The organism is Petrotoga sp. 9PWA.NaAc.5.4 (genome assembly GCF_002895485.1).
Lineage (GTDB): Bacteria > Thermotogota > Thermotogae > Petrotogales > Petrotogaceae > AZRK01.
In genome coordinates this window covers 277,184-294,403 of the sequence record NZ_AZRK01000002.1, presented here as the reverse complement: position 1 = coordinate 294,403, position 17,220 = coordinate 277,184, and the positions used below count along the sequence as shown (strand labels likewise).

15 protein-coding genes, 1 tRNA gene and 1 pseudogene are annotated in these 17,220 nt (G+C 29.7%); 15 read left to right on the top strand and 2 right to left on the bottom strand.

What is annotated here, in order from left to right:
• The 8 genes and pseudogenes from X924_RS02770 to X924_RS02735 all read left to right on the top strand — a co-directional run.
• A pseudogene (locus X924_RS02770) lies at positions 1–284 on the top strand (methyl-accepting chemotaxis protein); the annotation flags it as partial.
• A gap of 93 nt (positions 285–377) precedes the next feature.
• Positions 378–1,589, top strand: coding sequence for an ABC transporter substrate-binding protein (locus X924_RS02765; protein WP_199172612.1), 1,212 nt, complete (start codon positions 378–380; stop codon positions 1,587–1,589).
• 73 nt (positions 1,590–1,662) lie between these two features.
• Entirely contained in the window at positions 1,663–2,418 is a 756-nt protein-coding gene (locus X924_RS02760; protein ID WP_121957429.1) for an ABC transporter ATP-binding protein, read from the top strand.
• Entirely contained in the window at positions 2,411–3,103 is a 693-nt protein-coding gene (locus tag X924_RS02755; RefSeq protein ID WP_121957414.1) for an ABC transporter ATP-binding protein, read from the top strand. Before X924_RS02760 ends, X924_RS02755 begins: the two co-directional genes overlap by 8 nt.
• A gap of 14 nt (positions 3,104–3,117) precedes the next feature.
• Complete coding sequence (locus tag X924_RS02750) at positions 3,118–3,999, top strand: branched-chain amino acid ABC transporter permease (protein ID WP_158245288.1); 882 nt, start codon at positions 3,118–3,120, stop codon at positions 3,997–3,999.
• 2 nt (positions 4,000–4,001) lie between these two features.
• Positions 4,002–5,711, top strand: a complete 1,710-nt coding sequence (locus X924_RS02745; protein WP_121957412.1) for an alpha/beta fold hydrolase — start codon at positions 4,002–4,004, stop codon at positions 5,709–5,711.
• A 106-nt stretch (positions 5,712–5,817) separates the two neighbouring features.
• Positions 5,818–6,948 (top strand): TetR/AcrR family transcriptional regulator, encoded by a 1,131-nt coding sequence (locus tag X924_RS02740; protein WP_121957411.1) that lies wholly within the window; start codon positions 5,818–5,820, stop codon positions 6,946–6,948.
• A gap of 15 nt (positions 6,949–6,963) precedes the next feature.
• Positions 6,964–7,749, top strand: coding sequence for an alpha/beta fold hydrolase (locus X924_RS02735; RefSeq protein WP_121957410.1), 786 nt, complete (start codon positions 6,964–6,966; stop codon positions 7,747–7,749).
• Between the two features lie 20 nt (positions 7,750–7,769).
• On the opposite strand, the gene tsaB is transcribed toward X924_RS02735, so the two are convergent.
• Both tsaB and X924_RS02725 read right to left on the bottom strand, forming a co-directional pair.
• Positions 7,770–8,423 (bottom strand): tRNA (adenosine(37)-N6)-threonylcarbamoyltransferase complex dimerization subunit type 1 TsaB, encoded by a 654-nt coding sequence (gene tsaB, locus X924_RS02730; protein ID WP_158245287.1) that lies wholly within the window; start codon positions 8,421–8,423, stop codon positions 7,770–7,772.
• 37 nt (positions 8,424–8,460) lie between these two features.
• Complete coding sequence (locus X924_RS02725; protein ID WP_121957408.1) at positions 8,461–9,843, bottom strand: hypothetical protein; 1,383 nt, start codon at positions 9,841–9,843, stop codon at positions 8,461–8,463.
• Positions 9,844–10,088: 245 nt separating this feature from the next.
• On the opposite strand from X924_RS02725, the gene recJ reads away from it, so the two are divergent.
• From recJ to flgG, 7 genes are all read left to right on the top strand, one after another.
• Complete coding sequence (gene recJ / locus X924_RS02720; protein WP_121957407.1) at positions 10,089–13,205, top strand: single-stranded-DNA-specific exonuclease RecJ; 3,117 nt, start codon at positions 10,089–10,091, stop codon at positions 13,203–13,205.
• A complete protein-coding gene (locus tag X924_RS02715) occupies positions 13,206–13,478 on the top strand; it encodes a putative Se/S carrier-like protein (protein WP_121957406.1) in 273 nt (90 codons plus the stop codon).
• Positions 13,475–14,155, top strand: a complete 681-nt coding sequence (locus X924_RS02710; RefSeq protein ID WP_158245286.1) for a RuvX/YqgF family protein — start codon at positions 13,475–13,477, stop codon at positions 14,153–14,155. Before X924_RS02715 ends, X924_RS02710 begins: the two co-directional genes overlap by 4 nt.
• A tRNA-Arg gene (locus tag X924_RS02705) sits at positions 14,146–14,217 on the top strand. Before X924_RS02710 ends, X924_RS02705 begins: the two co-directional genes overlap by 10 nt.
• A gap of 365 nt (positions 14,218–14,582) precedes the next feature.
• Positions 14,583–15,587: a rod shape-determining protein gene (locus X924_RS02700; protein ID WP_121957404.1), complete on the top strand. Its 1,005-nt coding sequence runs from the start codon at positions 14,583–14,585 to the stop codon at positions 15,585–15,587.
• Positions 15,588–15,613: 26 nt separating this feature from the next.
• The gene (locus X924_RS02695) at positions 15,614–16,336 is read left to right on the top strand and encodes a flagellar hook-basal body protein (RefSeq protein WP_121957403.1); all 723 of its coding nucleotides are present in this window, start codon (positions 15,614–15,616) and stop codon (positions 16,334–16,336) included.
• Positions 16,337–16,385: 49 nt separating this feature from the next.
• Positions 16,386–17,171, top strand: a complete 786-nt coding sequence (flgG, locus tag X924_RS02690) for a flagellar basal-body rod protein FlgG (RefSeq protein ID WP_121957402.1) — start codon at positions 16,386–16,388, stop codon at positions 17,169–17,171.
• Positions 17,172–17,220: the final 49 nt, after the last annotated feature.

Here is a 17,220-nt window from a genome sequence, read left to right as displayed (position 1 = left end):
TATTAGAAAGTTTCAAACACATAACAGAAAGAATAGAAAAGAGGAATCAAGGGATAGAAAACATGACAGCCAGTGCTCAAGAACAAAGTGCAAGTGCCCAAGAGATGAGTTCGGCGATGGACAGAGTAGCAAAAGCGGTAACAGAAATAAGTCAGCAGTTAGAAACGTCGAGAAAGATAATAGACAACCAAGTAGAACAAGCTATAGGGATAAATGAAGATGCTAAAGAGTTGAATGAGATATCTTCAGAGTTGAAAGGGTTAGTTGAGAGCTTTAAGATGTGAATTTTTAAATAATCTTTATGAAACTTTGATAAAAACTATTTTTTAAGATTTAAGACATACGTATAAACATATTATATAAAAGAGGTGAGAATTATGAAGAAGTTTTTTGGCATGTTTCTTTTGGTCTTATTTATAACTTTTATCTTTGCCGAAGTAGGTGTCACCGATGATAAAATTCTGGTAGGAACTTTTCAAGCTATGTCTGGTCCAGTAGCAGGAATAGGTAGGCCAATGGCTCAAGGTATGCAGGCATATTTTAACTACATCAACGATAATGGCGGAATATACGGTAGAAAAATCGAACTTATAGTCGCTGATGATCAATTTAATCCGGCAAAAACTGTTGTAGAAGTTAGAAGAATGGTTGAACAAGACAAAGTTTTTTCAATAGTCGGTGGTTTAGGTACTCCTGGTATTTTAGCTGTTCAAGATTACTTGAACAATGCAGGTGTGCCTTTTGTTTATCAAGGTGGAGGGTCCATTGAATTTAGCTTGCCTCCAAAGAAATATATTTTTCCAGTTCAACCAAACTATATAGTTGAAGGAAATATTGTTATGAATTATCTTGTTGAACAAGGTCACAAAAGAATTGCGATAGTGTATAGAAATGCTGAGGATGGCCAAGAATTTAGTAAATCTGCGGTAGGAACCTTGAAATCTTTAGGGATAGAACCTGTCGCAAATATAGCAGTTGACCCTTTTAAAAGCGATTTTACTGCTGAAGTTACTAGACTATTGTCCGCTAAGCCGGATGCTGTAGCCGTAATGCTTTTCTTACCACAATCTGTAGGTTTTGTTAGACAAGCTAAACAATACGGCATGACAAATCAGAGATATATTCTAACTTATTCAAATGCGGATGAAACTTATTTACAATTAGCAGGAGATGCTGGAGATGGTGTAGAAGTTATGGCATGGGTAGCTGTTGATTTTACAAATCCTCAAGAACCTGCTATTCAAATATATCAAAAATACTATAACCAAATTCCAAATGCTTATGCCATTGCAGGAATGATTGCGGCTGAGGTTTTTGTTGAAGGAGTAAAAAGAGCTGGTCCTGATTTAACAAGAGAAGGGTTAGTTGCTGCTTTAGAGACTCTGGATAACTGGAAGGGAAATTATATAACTCTTGGTGATGAAAGTCATGGTTTAACTTACAAACCTATTTCAAAAGGATTTGACGCACGAATGGGTATGACTTCTATGTATGTCTTGAAATCCGTGCTAACAGAATATGGCTTGGTTTGGGATTTTGCAAGTAACTGGATTAATTACTCTGTTGAAACTTTGTTAGATGTACTATGAAACTTTAAAATGTGGGGAGGATAAATCCTCCCCTGTTTATTAAAATGCATTGAAAGTATTGAGAGGTGAATTTATGCTCGAGATAAACAACGTTACTGTTTCTTTTGGTGGATTAAAAGCCGTTAATGATTTTTCTATGCAAGTTAAAAAAGGAGAAATTCATGCTTTGATAGGGCCTAACGGTGCTGGAAAGACAACTTTGTTTAACACGATAACAAGAATTGTTGAACCTCAGAATGGGAAGATTGAATTCAAGGGTGAAAATCTTTTGAATTTGAAAACAAACGATGTTATTTATAAAGGTATATCTAGAACTTTTCAGAACTTACAATTGTTTCAAGCAATGAACGTTTTTGATAACATTTATTCTGGAATAATCTATCTATATAATAAATCTATATTTTCTATACTTTCGAAGTTTAGCAAGAATTATGAAGAGGAAGCAAGGGAGCGGGTATTAGAAATAGCGGAAATTTTTGAAATAAAAAATCGGTTAGCCTCATTCCCGGCACAACTTCCTTACGGAATACTTAAAAGAGTCGAATTGGCTCGCGCTATAGCTTCTGATCCAGAATTGTTATTATTAGATGAACCCGCCGCAGGATTAAACAATTATGAAACTGAAGAAATAAAAGATATCATAAAAATGGTTAACGAAAGAGGCAAAACAATATTGTTAGTTGAACATGATATGAATGTTGTGATGAATGTTTCGAATATTATAACCGTTATGAATTTTGGTAAAAAAATCGCAGAGGGTGTTCCAAAAGAAATCTCAAAAAATGAAGAAGTAATAAAAGTATATTTGGGGGAAGAAGAAAATGCTTGAAATTGAAAATCTTGAAGTCAACTACGGACATGTTAAAGCAGTTAAAGGAATTTCCTTTAACGTAAATAAAGGCGAAATAGTTTCAATTTTAGGTTCCAATGGTGCTGGTAAAACTTCAACTTTATTTGGAATTTTAGGAATAGTCAAATCAAAAGGAAGAATTGTTTTTAATGATGAAAATGTCACTAATAAAAATCCTGTTTACAAAGTAAAAAAAGGCATGATTCTTTGTCCCGAAAACAGACGTATTTTTCCTGGACTTACTGTGGAAGAAAATTTGAAAATGGGATCTTATATAAGGGGAAATTATGATAAAAATTCTCAGTTAGTATTTGAACTTTTCCCTATTCTAAAAGAGAGAATTAAACAAAAAGCAGGCTCTCTTTCGGGTGGTGAACAACAAATGTTAGCTGTTGGAAGAGCTTTAATGGCAGATCCGGAGATTCTTATGTTAGATGAGCCTTCTTTAGGATTAGCACCAATAATTATAGATCAGATTTATAAAGTGTTATTAACTTTAAAAGAAAACGGTATTCCGATATTATTAGTAGAGCAAAATGCTATGAAATCTTTAAAAATAAGTGACAGAGCTTATATTCTTGAAAATGGTAAAATTGCCCATGAAGGCAATGCAAAAGAGATGTTAAAAGACGAAAAAGTGAAAAAAGCCTATTTGGGTATGTGAAAAGGAGGATTAAGTTGCAAATACTACAAAGTATTATTTCAGGCATTCCTCAGGGTGCACTATATGGTCTTACAGCGTTTGGCATCGTATTGATTTTTAGAACCGTCGGTGTTTTAAACTTTGCTCATGGTAATTCTGGTATGCTTGGTACCTACATTGGCTTGACTTTTTATTTAACTACTAACAATTTCATTTTATCTTTAATAATAGGTGTAATTTGTGGTTTTTTTGTAGGATTAGCCATAGAAAGATTTCTTATGAGACCTTTAAAACAATTATCTCACGGTGCCATGTTAATGGTTACTTTAGGACTTTTAATGGTAATTGAAGGCCTTGTAATGCTTATTTGGGGAACTGATTATTTTACCTTTCCAGAAATTGCATCAGGAACACCTTTTATTTTCTTTTTTGAAAACGGAATTATAGTACTTCCAAAAAACGATATATTTATAACTATTATTGCAATTTCAATAATGCTATTTTTAGCCATTTTCTTGAAATATACAAAATTAGGCATTGCTATCAGAGCTCGATCGCAAGATGAAGTAGGATCTTTAACAACTGGTGTTGATATAAACAAAGTGGATGCAATAGTTTGGGGAATAGGAATAGCTACCGTAAGTTTAGTAGGCCTTTTAGCGGCCCCTAAAACTTATATTCATCCAAATATGATGATAAATATGCAATTATATGGAGTAACTGCAGGTGTTCTTGGAGGATTCTCAAGTTTATTTGGAGCCATAATTGGTGGGCTCTTATTAGGAATAATTGAAAAGCTTGTTGGTGTTTATATTTCTCCTGATTATCAGTTATCTCTTATACTAATTCTAATAATAGTAGTTTTAATAGTTAAACCTTCAGGAATTTTTGGCAGCGAAGATAAGGGGAGAGTGTAAGAATGAAAACTGCAATTTATACATTAATAATCGGAATAATTTTAGGATTAATCTTTATGCCTCAGTCTTTTATGCTTTTAGTATTTTCTAATATTATAATTATGGCTATTGCAGCTTTGGGATTGAACGTGATCTTCGGGTATACCGGTCAAATATCCATAGGTCATGCTGCTTTTATGGCTATAGGTGCTTATACTTCAGCTTTTTTAACATCAAACTTTAATATACCAATATTATTAAACTTTATCTTAGCCATGGTACTTTCTGCAATTTTTGGAATGATTATCGCTTTACCTTCCTTAAGGTTGAAAGGGTTTTATTTAGCTATCGCAACTATGGCATTTGGTATAGCTATACAAGAAATAATTGCTTCATTATCCATTCTTGGAGGAAGAACTGGCATGAGAAATATTCCTCCAATAATTGATTCAGAATTTGGAAAGTTTTTTATTAACTTAATAATTTATTGTTTACTTGTATATATTACAAGTATAATAACAAAATCACCTGTTGGCAAGAAATATAATATGGTAAGAGATAGTGAAACAGCCGCAAGTGCTTTTGGAGTCAATATCCCTAAAGTAAAATTACAAGCTTTTATTATTAGTGCTATATATGGAGGAATTGCTGGATTTTTATATGCTCATACAATAGGATATATAGCACCAGCAGATTTTGGCTTAAATGTTTCTTTAAATTTATTAGCAATGGTTGTTATTGGAGGCTTTGCAACACTTAATGGAGGTTTGATCGGATCAATTATAATTACCGGCATGCCTTTTTTGTTTTCAAGAATAAATTTCCCCATGACGATAATAGTGGGTAGTTTGCTAATAGTGTTTGTTTTATTTTTCCCACGCGGACTTTCATTTGGATTAAATATTTTGTATCTAAATTACTTTGAAGTACCCATTGTATGGTTAATTAAAAAAATGTGGAGAAAGAGAAGAAAAAATGGACAATTTGCTGATATAAACGGTAAAAAAATATATTATGAAGTAAACGGGAAAGGAACCCCAGTTTTAATGATACATGGTAATTACGCTTCTCATCGATGGTTTGAAAAAGTGAAGAATATTCCTGGTTTTAAAATTTATACACCAGATTTACCAAACTTTGGATTTTCAGAATGGTTAGAAAATGCTAACATAGATATTTACGCAGATTACATGAATCTATTTTTAGAGAAATTAAATTTAAATAACGTCATTATAGTAGGTCATTCATTAGGTGGAGCAGTAGCAATGTCTTTAGCTTTCAGATATCCTGAAAAAGTTAATAGACTAATTTTAATAGATTCTCCTTCTTTGAAAGGTCTGAAAACTCCAGAAGAAAATTATTATGCGTTAAACTTATTAAAACGTAATAGAACTCTATTAAAAAATTCTTTAAGAGCGATGATGCCCGCTTCAAAAGATAGAAAATTTTTAAATCAAATAACTAACGATGGACTTTTAATGAATCCAAAATGTTTTACAGAGAATGCAAGAGCTTTAGAAAATTATAATTATGAAGAGATAGCGAAAAATTTTAAAGGTAAGACTTTGTTTATCCTTGGAAAAAAAGATATTTTGGTAACTAAAAGCATGGCATTAAATGTTGTTGAATCTGTGAAAGGTGAATTAAAAATATTCTCCCATGTTGGACATTCCATAATAGTTGAAGATCCCCAATTATTTATAAAAATTTTTTTGGAATTTGTTCATAATTAATGAATTGTTAATTATCAGTATCTTTAAAATTTATCTATCTTTTTATCTATCTTTTAGTGGTATCATATATTTCAGTATATTCACTAAAACTATAAAGGGGCATACTATGTACATTACAAAACCTAAATCTTATTTTAAACTTATTGAATCAGCAAGAAATTTATTTTCAACAAAATGGTACGAAACTGTCTCTGTCGCCGAAATTTGTAGGAATGCTGGCTTGTCCAATGGAATTTTTTATAGATATTTTAAGAATAAAAAAGAACTTTTCCTAAAATTATTGAATGAAATAGTTACATACTATGAAAAAAGCTTTTCTTCAATTACAGGTAGAACTTTTGACGAGAGGTTAGATAAGTTTTTAAATATAGTTGTAAGCACAGGTGTTGGAGATTACAAAAAAGATATCTTAATATATAGAGAAGGACAATATCGTTTCCCTAAATATGAACATCACCTTAGAGACTTATACGCAATGGGAATATCTAATGTTTTTAAAAGAGAAACAACTCAAGCAGAGCAACTGTTTGTATCGGGAATAGTGAGATTTGTAACTATAAGATATATATTTAATAGTTTGGCATATAACAAGGAAGATTTAAAAAAACTTATTGTAGAAGGCATATTTGAAGAAGATATTAAAGATTTCAACTCAATTTTTGATAATAAAAATATCGTTTATCCAGAATTTTATGATGATGATTCAACGAAATCGAAACTTATTAACTCTGGAATTAAATTATTTGGAGAGAAAGGTTTTCACAAAACAGATATTCACGATATTTCAAAGAATGCGGGATATTCAGTAGGCACTTTTTATATTTATTTTAATAGTAAAGAAACTTTTTTATCGGAAATTGTCGAACTTATAGGAAAGCGGACAAGAAGATTTTTATCCATTAATTTAAACAAGGATCTTAACAGAGCAGAAAATGAAATAAGAGGAATCTATTTATTTTTAAAGTACTTTGAAGAAAACTCAGAGTTTTATGAAATAGTTAGAGAATCCGAATTTGTAATACGAAAAACCGCGAATGAATATTACAATGCTTTTGAACGAGGATATATAAATAACCTTAAAAACGTAAAATTAAGAGATAAGAAATTGGTAGCAAATAGCTTAATGGGAATAAGTCATTATACAGGTATAGAAAAAATATTTCTAAAGAGGATGAATAATGAAAAAACAATACTTAAAGAACTTTCTCATTATCTTAATAACGGAATATCGATATAAATAGGAGGTTTTAAAATGTATTTGAATGAACCTGGACTTTATTACGAAATTCATGGAACGGGAGAACCTGTAATAATATTAAATGGTATCATGATGAGCACAGCCAGTTGGAAAGAGCATATCCAAAGATGGGAGAAAAAATTTCAAATTATAACTTATGATACACGTGATCAAGGGAAATCCTCGAGAATCACGGATAAACCTTATACAATAGATGTCCATGTAGATGATTTAAAAAAATTGATAGATCATTTAGAACTAAAAAAAGTCAATCTTATGGGCGTATCTTACGGAGCTCAAATTGCTGAATTATTTGTTTTAAAATTTCCTAACTTAGTTGATAAAATGGTTTTATCTAACGCAACCGATCATGTGGACAACTATCTTAAATCTATAGGACAGGCATGGAAAGTTGCTGCAACCCTTTATGACGGAGAAAAATTTTTTGATATTTCTCTTCCTTATATTTACTCTCGAACTTTTTATAACAGTAATTACAGTTGGCTTATGAATAGGCGTGAAATTTTTAAAAAAACACTTACTAAAGACTGGTTTGATGGCTTTATTAGATTGGCATCTTCAAATGAAACTTTTGATATAAGAAACGAATTAAAATATATAAAAGCCACAACACTTTTCATATCGGGAGAAGAGGATATAATCACTCCTAAAAATCATATCATAGAGATGCACAATAAAGTTAAAAATTCTTTACTGGTAAACGTAGAAGAAACCGGACACGCTTTATTTTTTGAAAAATTTGATGAATTTTGTATGTTAGTCGAAGGATTTTTCTCTTAACAAAAAACTCGATTAATTTTTCAAAGTTTGTTTTTTTCATAATTTTCAACAGCTATAGGTTTTTGAAGATACAATGGAGAAAGATTTTTAATTTTTACTTTTCCGTTTCCCAAAGCAACCTTTATAATTGCTTGTTCATCGATATTCGTATATAATATATCGTTTTTCAAGCAATTTTTTTCTTTAAAATAACTTGACTCTTCGTTCAATAATATACAATTATTAAGCAATTCTTCGAATTTTTGTTCAAATACCATTTGAGGTCCGAATATTCTTCTTATACCTCGATATATACTTATATATGCGGCATTCTCACGCGCTCTTTTTAAAACTGCCGTTTTTTTATTTTTTAAATAATTTGCATATTTTTTTTGAGCTGATAGATTAACAACATCTGAAGAGAAAAAGGTATAAACTTCTTTTTTAGGAAAATTTATTAATATCCCTTGCAAGGTAGAGATAGCAATTCTTATACCTGTAAAAGATCCTGGTCCGATATCTATACAAAAATTTTCTATCCCATTTAAACTTACTTCCGATTCTATTAAAATCTCTTGTATAGCCTTTGGTAAGTAATTCCCAGAATTTTTACCAGTTATAAATTTTTTATAAATTTCATTTTTGCTATTATGCAAAATCACAACAATATCTTTTAAAGTAGTTGATATGATCAAAGTATTCAGTTAAAACCACCTCAATTCCATTTAATTCTTATAAATTTGAATCTTTTACATATTTACTTTTCAAATTCATAGCTGTTTTGTATGCATTTACAGATGCATTATAATTTCCAGCAATTTCATAAGATTTAGCTAAAATTAAAAATGCTTTGTAATCTTCTGGATTTTTTAATATTAACTTTTCAGATAAATGTACCGCATACTTTCCAAATCTTACGTTACATAAGAAATTAATCTTTGAATAAGAAGGGAACATTTCAAAATATATAAATAAAAACAAAATGATAATAAAGATTGATGTAAAAAGGTAAAAAAATATGCCTACTTCTTTGTTATCATCAACATTTTTATCGTTATCATTCGCAACGTATGCCAAATTTTTTGTATTCTGAGATATTCCTAAATCGTTTACTTGAACTATGTTCATTTGCAACTTTAATATCTCTGAATTTATTTGATCACTAAAACCTTTGGACAAAGTTTCAAAATTGTTATATACAGGTACTTTCTCTTCAATATTTTCTAATTTAACATTCAAACTTTTTAATAATGAATAATACAAGTTAAAAAGAAGCCCTTTTTCTATTGTCAAATTTTTAAGTTCTTCTCCGACTTTATAAATATCTGTAATGAAAGAAGATAATTCTTGCTTTTCAACAAAATAAACCCTGTTATTTAATTCAGTTAGTTTCTGCTTTATGGAAAAATATCTATCTAATTCATTATATATAATTATTGACCTATTTAAAGAATTATTATCTTTTAAAAACGTCAAAAGTTTGTAAACTCCCAAATAATTTTCTTCATAAACCATGTATCTTGACTCAGAAATGAACTGTTCGAATAAAGACAGATTATTCTTAGGTACAAAAGCCTCGACAAATCCTTTCATATCTTCGTCAAAAAATACAGGTGACCTTATAGAACTCTCAATAACATTTTTAATGAAGACTTCATAATTATTTACGTTTATATAGTCTTTTAACCCTTCTAATTTGTAAAGATATTTATACGAATTATCTGAAAACTCTCCTGTATTAATTATATTTTCAATAACCTTAGGTAGTTGTGGGAAAATAAAAACTATCTTTTTAGTATCTTCGGCAGGTATTCTAAAAGTCGAACTCAAAACTCCAAGATTGGTACAAAAATCCTTTAGATTTTCTGAAATAATGGAATTTACAAAATTATAATTTCGATATTTATTGTAAAAATATAATTTTGCCGAAATCAGTTCCCCTACAGAAGTTATTTTTTCATCTTCAGGATTTTCTTGAATATATTTCAAAAAGTATTCCCACGAGATATCTAAAGTAGCGGGATTTTTTGATAAATTTACTATGCTTTGAATATCTATTGCAAAGTATATTATAGTGTTCATTATGAAAATTAATAATATTAATTTTTTTTTCATTAATAAACGCTCCTCTGTCTTTTTTAAAAATTATATTTAGAAAGTTTTATTTTTTAAAATATCTATTTTATTATAATCTATTTAATTATACACTACATAAAAAATTTTTTAATAAATATAAATATTGTCATGGGGAGAACCTTCTCCGAGGAAAAGTTACTTTGAAAAACTAAATTTTTGAGATTTAAACAATGTAATGTATAATATATTATAAAGAAAAAAATAAAAAGAAGGGAGAATTTAATATGGATAACCAATGGAAGGTTTTTTGGAACCTCAATGCTTCTTATTATAAAGAAAAAGAGCAAGTTGCAAAAAACCTAAAAAATGTTTTGGGAATTTCTGATTTCTTAGCTAAACTTTTAGTTTCAAGAAATATAGAGATCCCCGAAAAAGCTGATATTTTTTTAAATCATCCTGAAAAGGAAACGTACGATCCTTTCCTTATGAACGACATGGATAAAGCAATAAATATTTTAATGGAAGCAAAAAGAAAAAAAGAAAAAGTAGCTATTTTTGGTGATTATGATGTGGACGGTGTAACATCTTCTTCTATTCTTTATTTAGGAATGAAAAAATTAGGCTTTGACGTTATTACTTATATTCCTTCTAGAATTGAAGAAGGCTATAGTTTGAATGAAAAAGCTATTTCTGAGTTGAAAAACAAAGGATACAACATTTTGGTAACTGTTGATTGTGGTACTACTTCTATCAAGGAAATAGAACATGCTAAATCTTTAGGCATGAAAGTGATAGTTACAGACCATCACTTACCAAAGGATAAATTACCAAAGTCCGATGCTATTTTAAATCCAAAAAGAGAAGATAACAAATATCCTTTTAAAGATTTAGCAGGTGTAGGAGTTGCTTTCAAATTACTTCAAGCGCTATTTATGACTAATGATAAATCTTTAAATCCTTTCGAATACATAGACTTGGTAGCTATAGGAACCATTGCAGACATTGTTCCTATATTATCAGAAAACAGATATTTTGTAAAAAAAGGCTTAGAAAAGATTAAAGAAAACCCTTCCAAAGGTGTCTCAATGCTGCTAAACGAATTGAAAATAGTTGATTCTGAAATAAATTCGAGGACTATCGCTTATAAAGTAGCACCAAAAATAAATGCCGCAGGAAGAATGGCAAATGCTTACGCAGCTTTTAAATTGTTAACAATAGAGGAAGATGAAAAAATTAAAAAAGCTGTGTCTGATCTTCTCAAACTCAACTCAAAAAGGCAAAATACTGAAAAAGAGATTTATCTGTATGCTTTGAGCCAAATTGACTTAAATCCAGAATTTCATGGTGATCCCGTTTTAGTGTTAAGTGGAGAAAATTGGCATCTTGGAGTCTTAGGAATAGTCGCATCTAAGCTAACTGATCAATACAACAAACCAGTATTAATGATATCCAAGAATAAAGAAATATGTAAAGGTTCTGCAAGAAGCCCTCAAGGAATAGACCTTATAGAACTATTACAAAAAATCGATGAGAATAATATACTTCAAGATTTTGGAGGACATAAACTTGCCGCCGGTTTTTCACTCTTTTCAAAAGATATAGATAATTTGAGAAAAACCGCTAATAACGCTTATAAAGAATTATATGGTGATAAACACCTTTCTTATTCAATAGACGTAGATATGGAAATAGACAAAATTTTTCCTTCAATGTTTGAAGATGTCGAAAGATTGGAACCATTCGGATATATGAATCCAGAACCTGTTTTTTTAATAAAAGACGCAAAGCTTGAAAATTTGAGACTCTTTGGAAATGGCTCTCAAAACTTTTCTGGTATACTAAAAAAGGATAATTCCTTAGTTATAGATGTATTAGGATATGATTTAGGACAAAAGTTACTCGAATTAAATCATGACGAGAAAAAAGAATTTTTTTTAGACGGGATCGGTACCTTAAGAATAGAGAATTCTTACAACTTAAAGAATAGTTATGTGAAATTTTATTTTCATGATTTAAAAATAAAAGGAGAAACTGTAGATGAAAAAATAAATGAAACACTACTAGTTACGAAAATATTAAGAGAAGAGTTAAATAAAATATCTCAAATAGAAGTTATAGATGATAATTTAAGCAAAGATAATGTAGCTATGTTTCTTCCAAGTAAAATCAAAAATGATTCCATCTTAAAAAAAATTTATATAAGTTTGTCAAATAAAAAGAAAGTTATAATAATCAGCGGAACTAAGAGCTTGTTGGACCATTCTTACAAAATAGTATCCACATATTTCCCAGAAAATATCATCTTTTATAACAAAGAAAATTTTAAAGATGAAGATTTATTATTAAAATACGAAATATTTTTTCTAACAGTCTCACAATTCATAAAAAATCAAACTTTTTTTGAATCTATAACTTCCGAAATTATTTTAGATGAGCCTTTTTATTCTTTATATCATCCTATAACAAAAAAATTGAAAGAATATGTAGAATTCAGAAAATATGTTCTTCAAAGAAAAAACATTAGTGTTTTTAGTTCACTTTACAATGAAAACCTAAAAGAACTCTTAAAAAGATATGGATATAAAATACTAATTTCTTCTTCGAACAACAATAACTTTGAAATAATAAAGGAAAATAATAATGTAATTGAATTACTTAAAGAATTTGTCCCTGAAAAAAGCAGCAGAGTTTTAATTTTGAACGATCCAAAAAGGCAAAGGTCTTTGATTAAGTTGCTTGATAAAAAGTTAAGCATAGATGAAAACAGTATAAAAGTTTTCAATCATTCTATGAATTTTAGAGAAAAAACTATTGCCAGAGAAAAATTTAAAAGAGATTTAGCATATTTTTATATTACCTCTTTTTCAAATAACGGTATAGCATGGGAAACAAAGAACTTTCCACCCACTTTGTTAATCTTTGATGTACCTAAAACAGTTGTGGAATTGTTAGATTTAACTTCAAATCCCATTGCAAGAAATCAGAAAATTACAATTATTTTTGGATATGATAAAAGGTTCAAAATTAGAATGTTGTATGAGCATTCAAGAAGGTATCCTTCTTTAAAAGTACTCAAAAAAACTTATGACTTTATAAAATTTAAAAGTGCCAATAATTTTCAAGAAATTTCAGAAAATTTATTTAAGAATGATGAGGAACTAACAAATACAGTTTTAAATATTCTTGAAGAAGGTGAATTAATAAAGAGATCCAACAGTTCAATAGAATTAATAGATTCTTTTGATATAAAAAAACTTCAAGAAACTTCAAATTTTAAAGATAGGATTTTAGACAGTTGGATTTTGAAAAATGCAATAGATTTTTACGAAAATTTAGATACAAGAAAATTGATAAACTTTTTAAAGGGAAGTAATTCTAAAGTGGGCATACGAGGTGTATAATTGAGTGAAAATTTAAGAACTACTTTAGATTTAAATGAAGTTATAATAATTACGAATTATGAATTAATTGAAGCAAAAAAACTTTTAGAAAAAGAAAAAATATTCAGTAAAATATTCCCCGCCCCCAAAACAGTTTTAGAGGCATGTTCTCCTGTGTTGATGATTTCTAACAAAGACGAAAAAAAAGTTTTAAAAGTTTTTGAGAATAATGGAATATTTTATAAAACATTAATCATTGAAAAAAACATAATATGGGAGCTTTTAAAAAGATGAAAATTTACGCTGTTGACTATGGAGAACAACATTGTGGAATAGCTGTTTCTGATGATAATATAAAAATTGCTGTGCCAAAAGATACAGTCAAAACAGTTGATTTACAAAGTTATTTTCAAAAACTTGAGCTAAAAAAAAATTCTATAGTGGTATTTGGACTTCCTATTTCTTTATCTGGAAGATATTCAAAGCAAACTTGTTTGACTATAGACGCAGCAATAAAACTAAAAAAAACTGTTGAATGTAAAATTTTCTTTGTGGATGAAAGATTGACTACTTCGTCCTTATACAACGAATTTAAAGGGAAAGTATCTTCCAAAAAGATTAAATTATCCAAAGACCAAAATAGTAGCGTATTAATTTTATCAATCTTTTTATCAAATACTAAAAACGCTATAGAATTAGAAGAAAAACGAATCTTTGAATTGCCTGAAGATTTTTCAAATTATAAAGATATTTTGATATATGATACAGCTTTGAATCTATCTTTGGAAAAAGAAAATATCTCCATATTTGCAAGGGATCCGTGGATATTTTGGTTTTATTGTACAAAAAACATAAAAAGCACTTCTTTAATTTCTGATTTGAAAAATTATTATGACTTAGTGATTTTAGAAAACAATAAAAAAGATGAATTCAATCAAATAATAAACTTTTCAAAAATAATGTGCCTGTAGCCTAACGGATAAAGCATTGGACTCCGGATCCAAAGATGCGGGTTCGACTCCCGCCAGGCACATTTATTGACTTTTAATTTGAAATCAGAGAGGAAATCTTCTCCCTTTCTGGGTACTTGTACGAGCAGTGGTAATTGGTCCTTAAAATCTTCAATAACGGCGTCCCAATTAAATGGTCTATACGAGCGTCTTTAATAAAATAAAATTGAAATCTTGTATATATAAACCACTTAAACCCGATTACACAATTGGGAATCAGCTTATAAAATAAGATTTTGATTTATACAGAGAAGTTAAAAAAATAGACAGTTAGTGAGTATCAGGGTTATAGAGGTATTTTTGAAAAAATTGAAATTCAAAAAATTTATAAAATGTAAGTTTTACAATTTCTAAAGTGGTTAACTTTAACTAACTTAGGAGGTTAAATATGGCAAAATCTGATCTGGGTATAGATTTAGGGACAGCAACATTCGTTGTTTACCAAAGAGGAAAAGGAATAATTATTGAAGAACCATCTGTTGTTGCAATTGACAAAAACAAAAAAAATATGATAGCTATTGGAAGAGAAGCTAAAGAAATGATGGGAAAAACTCCTCAGCAGATACAAATTGTAAGGCCTGTTCAAGATGGGGTGATAACTGATCCTAATATTATCGAAGAAATACTAAGATTTTTTATAAAAAAAGCTAAATCTCAGGGACTCGGTATGTATAAGCCAAGATTAATAATTGGTATTCCAGCTCTAACAACAGATGTAGAAAGAAGAGCTGTCAAAGAAGCAGGTTCAAGAGTTGGAGCTTCAAAAGTTTATCTAATAAGTGAACCTTTAGCAGCAGCTATTGGAAGCGGAATTGATATAACAGAACCTAATGGAAATATTGTAATTGATATAGGTGGAGGTACAACAGACATCGCTGTTTTAAGTCTTGGAGGATGTGTGATAAGTGAAACTATAAAAACAGCGGGAGAAGCTATGGATATGGAGATTGTAAAATATATTAAAAGGCGCTACAAGTTTAATATAGGTGAGGCAACTGCAGAAAAACTAAAAATTGATATAGGTAAAGCACATCCAAGTGAAGAAAATCTTGAGATGGAGGTAAAGGGGCAAAATTTAAAAACAGGTTTGCCTGCTTCGTTGGTATTAACTTCTGAAGATATCTTTAATGCAATAAGACCTGTTTTAAATGAAATTATAAACAAAATAAAAAATATATTAGAAAAAACTCCTCCAGAATTGGCAGCAGATATTATGAAAAACGGTATTATAGTTGTTGGTGGAATAGCAAGACTTCGGGGATTAGGTAAATTAATTAGCGAACAAACGGGCGTTAGAACCTATATTCCAGAAGATCCACATTTAACTTGTGCAAAAGGTACAGGAATTTTGTTAGAAAATGTAGAATTATTAAACAAGGTCCAAGTAAATTAATTTTATTAGTACAGAGGGAGATTAAAATGAGAGGAATATATTCTGCAACTGCAGGTATGTTGAATTCTTTTGCCGAATTAAACACTATCTCAAATAATTTAGCTAATGCAGATACCATAGGATACAAAAAGGATTACAACCTCTTTAAAAGTGTTTATGAAAGAGAAATTAGTGTGTTTCATGATGAAAATGACAGAGGAATTTTGATTGGAAATCTTTACAGTTCTGTAGTTTTAGATGAGGTTGTTCCAAATATGGAACAAGGGACTTTGATAGAAACGAAAAACAACTTTGATTTTGCTATCTATGGCGAAGGTCTTTTTAAAGTAGAAAGAAATGGCAATTATTATTATACTCGTAATGGAGAATTTACGTTAAACCAAGATGGTTTTCTTGTAAATAAAAACGGTGATTATATTTTAGATAACCAGAACAATCGTATATTAGTAAATCCAGCTGATTTCTTTGTACTTTCAGATGGCAGTATTTCTGGTACTAATATAAGGCTGAATATAGTAAACCTAAATAATCCGATAAAATATGGTGACAACTATTATATAGGAGAAGAAGCAGCTGACACAAACTTATTTGAAGTAAAACAAGGATATATAGAAAGTTCTAATGTAAATGTTTTAAATGAAATGATAAAAATGATTGAAGCAAACAGAAAATTTGATATATTGCAAAGAGCTATTACGAGCGAAGATTCTTTGAATGAAAAAATTATTCAAATAGCATCGAGCAGTTAACACTTACTTTAAATAAAAGATAAAACTTATTGAGATAGGAGGGGAAAAGATGTTAGTCTCGCTATACAGTGCGGCAACAGGTATGAATGCAGAACAAAGAAAATTAGACATTATTTCCAATAATCTTTCTAACGTAGATACCACAGGATATAAAAAACAAAGAGCCGAATTTCAAGATTTACTTTATTCACCGGTCAAAGAAGCGGGAACTCCAACTGCGCAAGGCTCTATTCTTCCGACTGGATTATACGTTGGACATGGAACCAGATTAGCTGCAACTACAAGAATTTTTACATTAGGAAATATTGAACCAACAGATAACTCCACAGATTTAGCAATAATGGGAGACGGCTTCTTCCAAGTACAAATGCAAGATGGAAGAATTGCTTATACTCGAGACGGTTCTTTCAAAATGGATGCTAACGGAAGGCTTACAACAAGTGATGGACTTATGTTAATTCCGAATATTGTTATTCCAGAAAATGCTGTAGGAATAAATATATCTCCTGATGGAATAGTTAGCGTTGCCTTAGGGGATGGATCTATACAAAATGTAGGAAACATAACAACTGTTAGATTTTTAAATCCTTCCGGATTAAAACCGATGGGTAATAATCTTTATTTAGAAACACCTGCCTCAGGTAATCCTACAGAAGGTATACCAGGTCAAGATGGTTTTGGTTCATTACAACAAGGTTATTTAGAAAAATCTAACGTGGATGTAGTTAAAGAAATGGTGGATATGATAATTGCTCAAAGAGCATACGATATAAATTCAAAAACTATCACCACTGCTGATGAAATGTTAAGAACAGTTTCAAACATCAAGAGGTAATTGTTAGCAAGATAGAATTTTTTAATACAAGTATAAGCTAACAGTACAA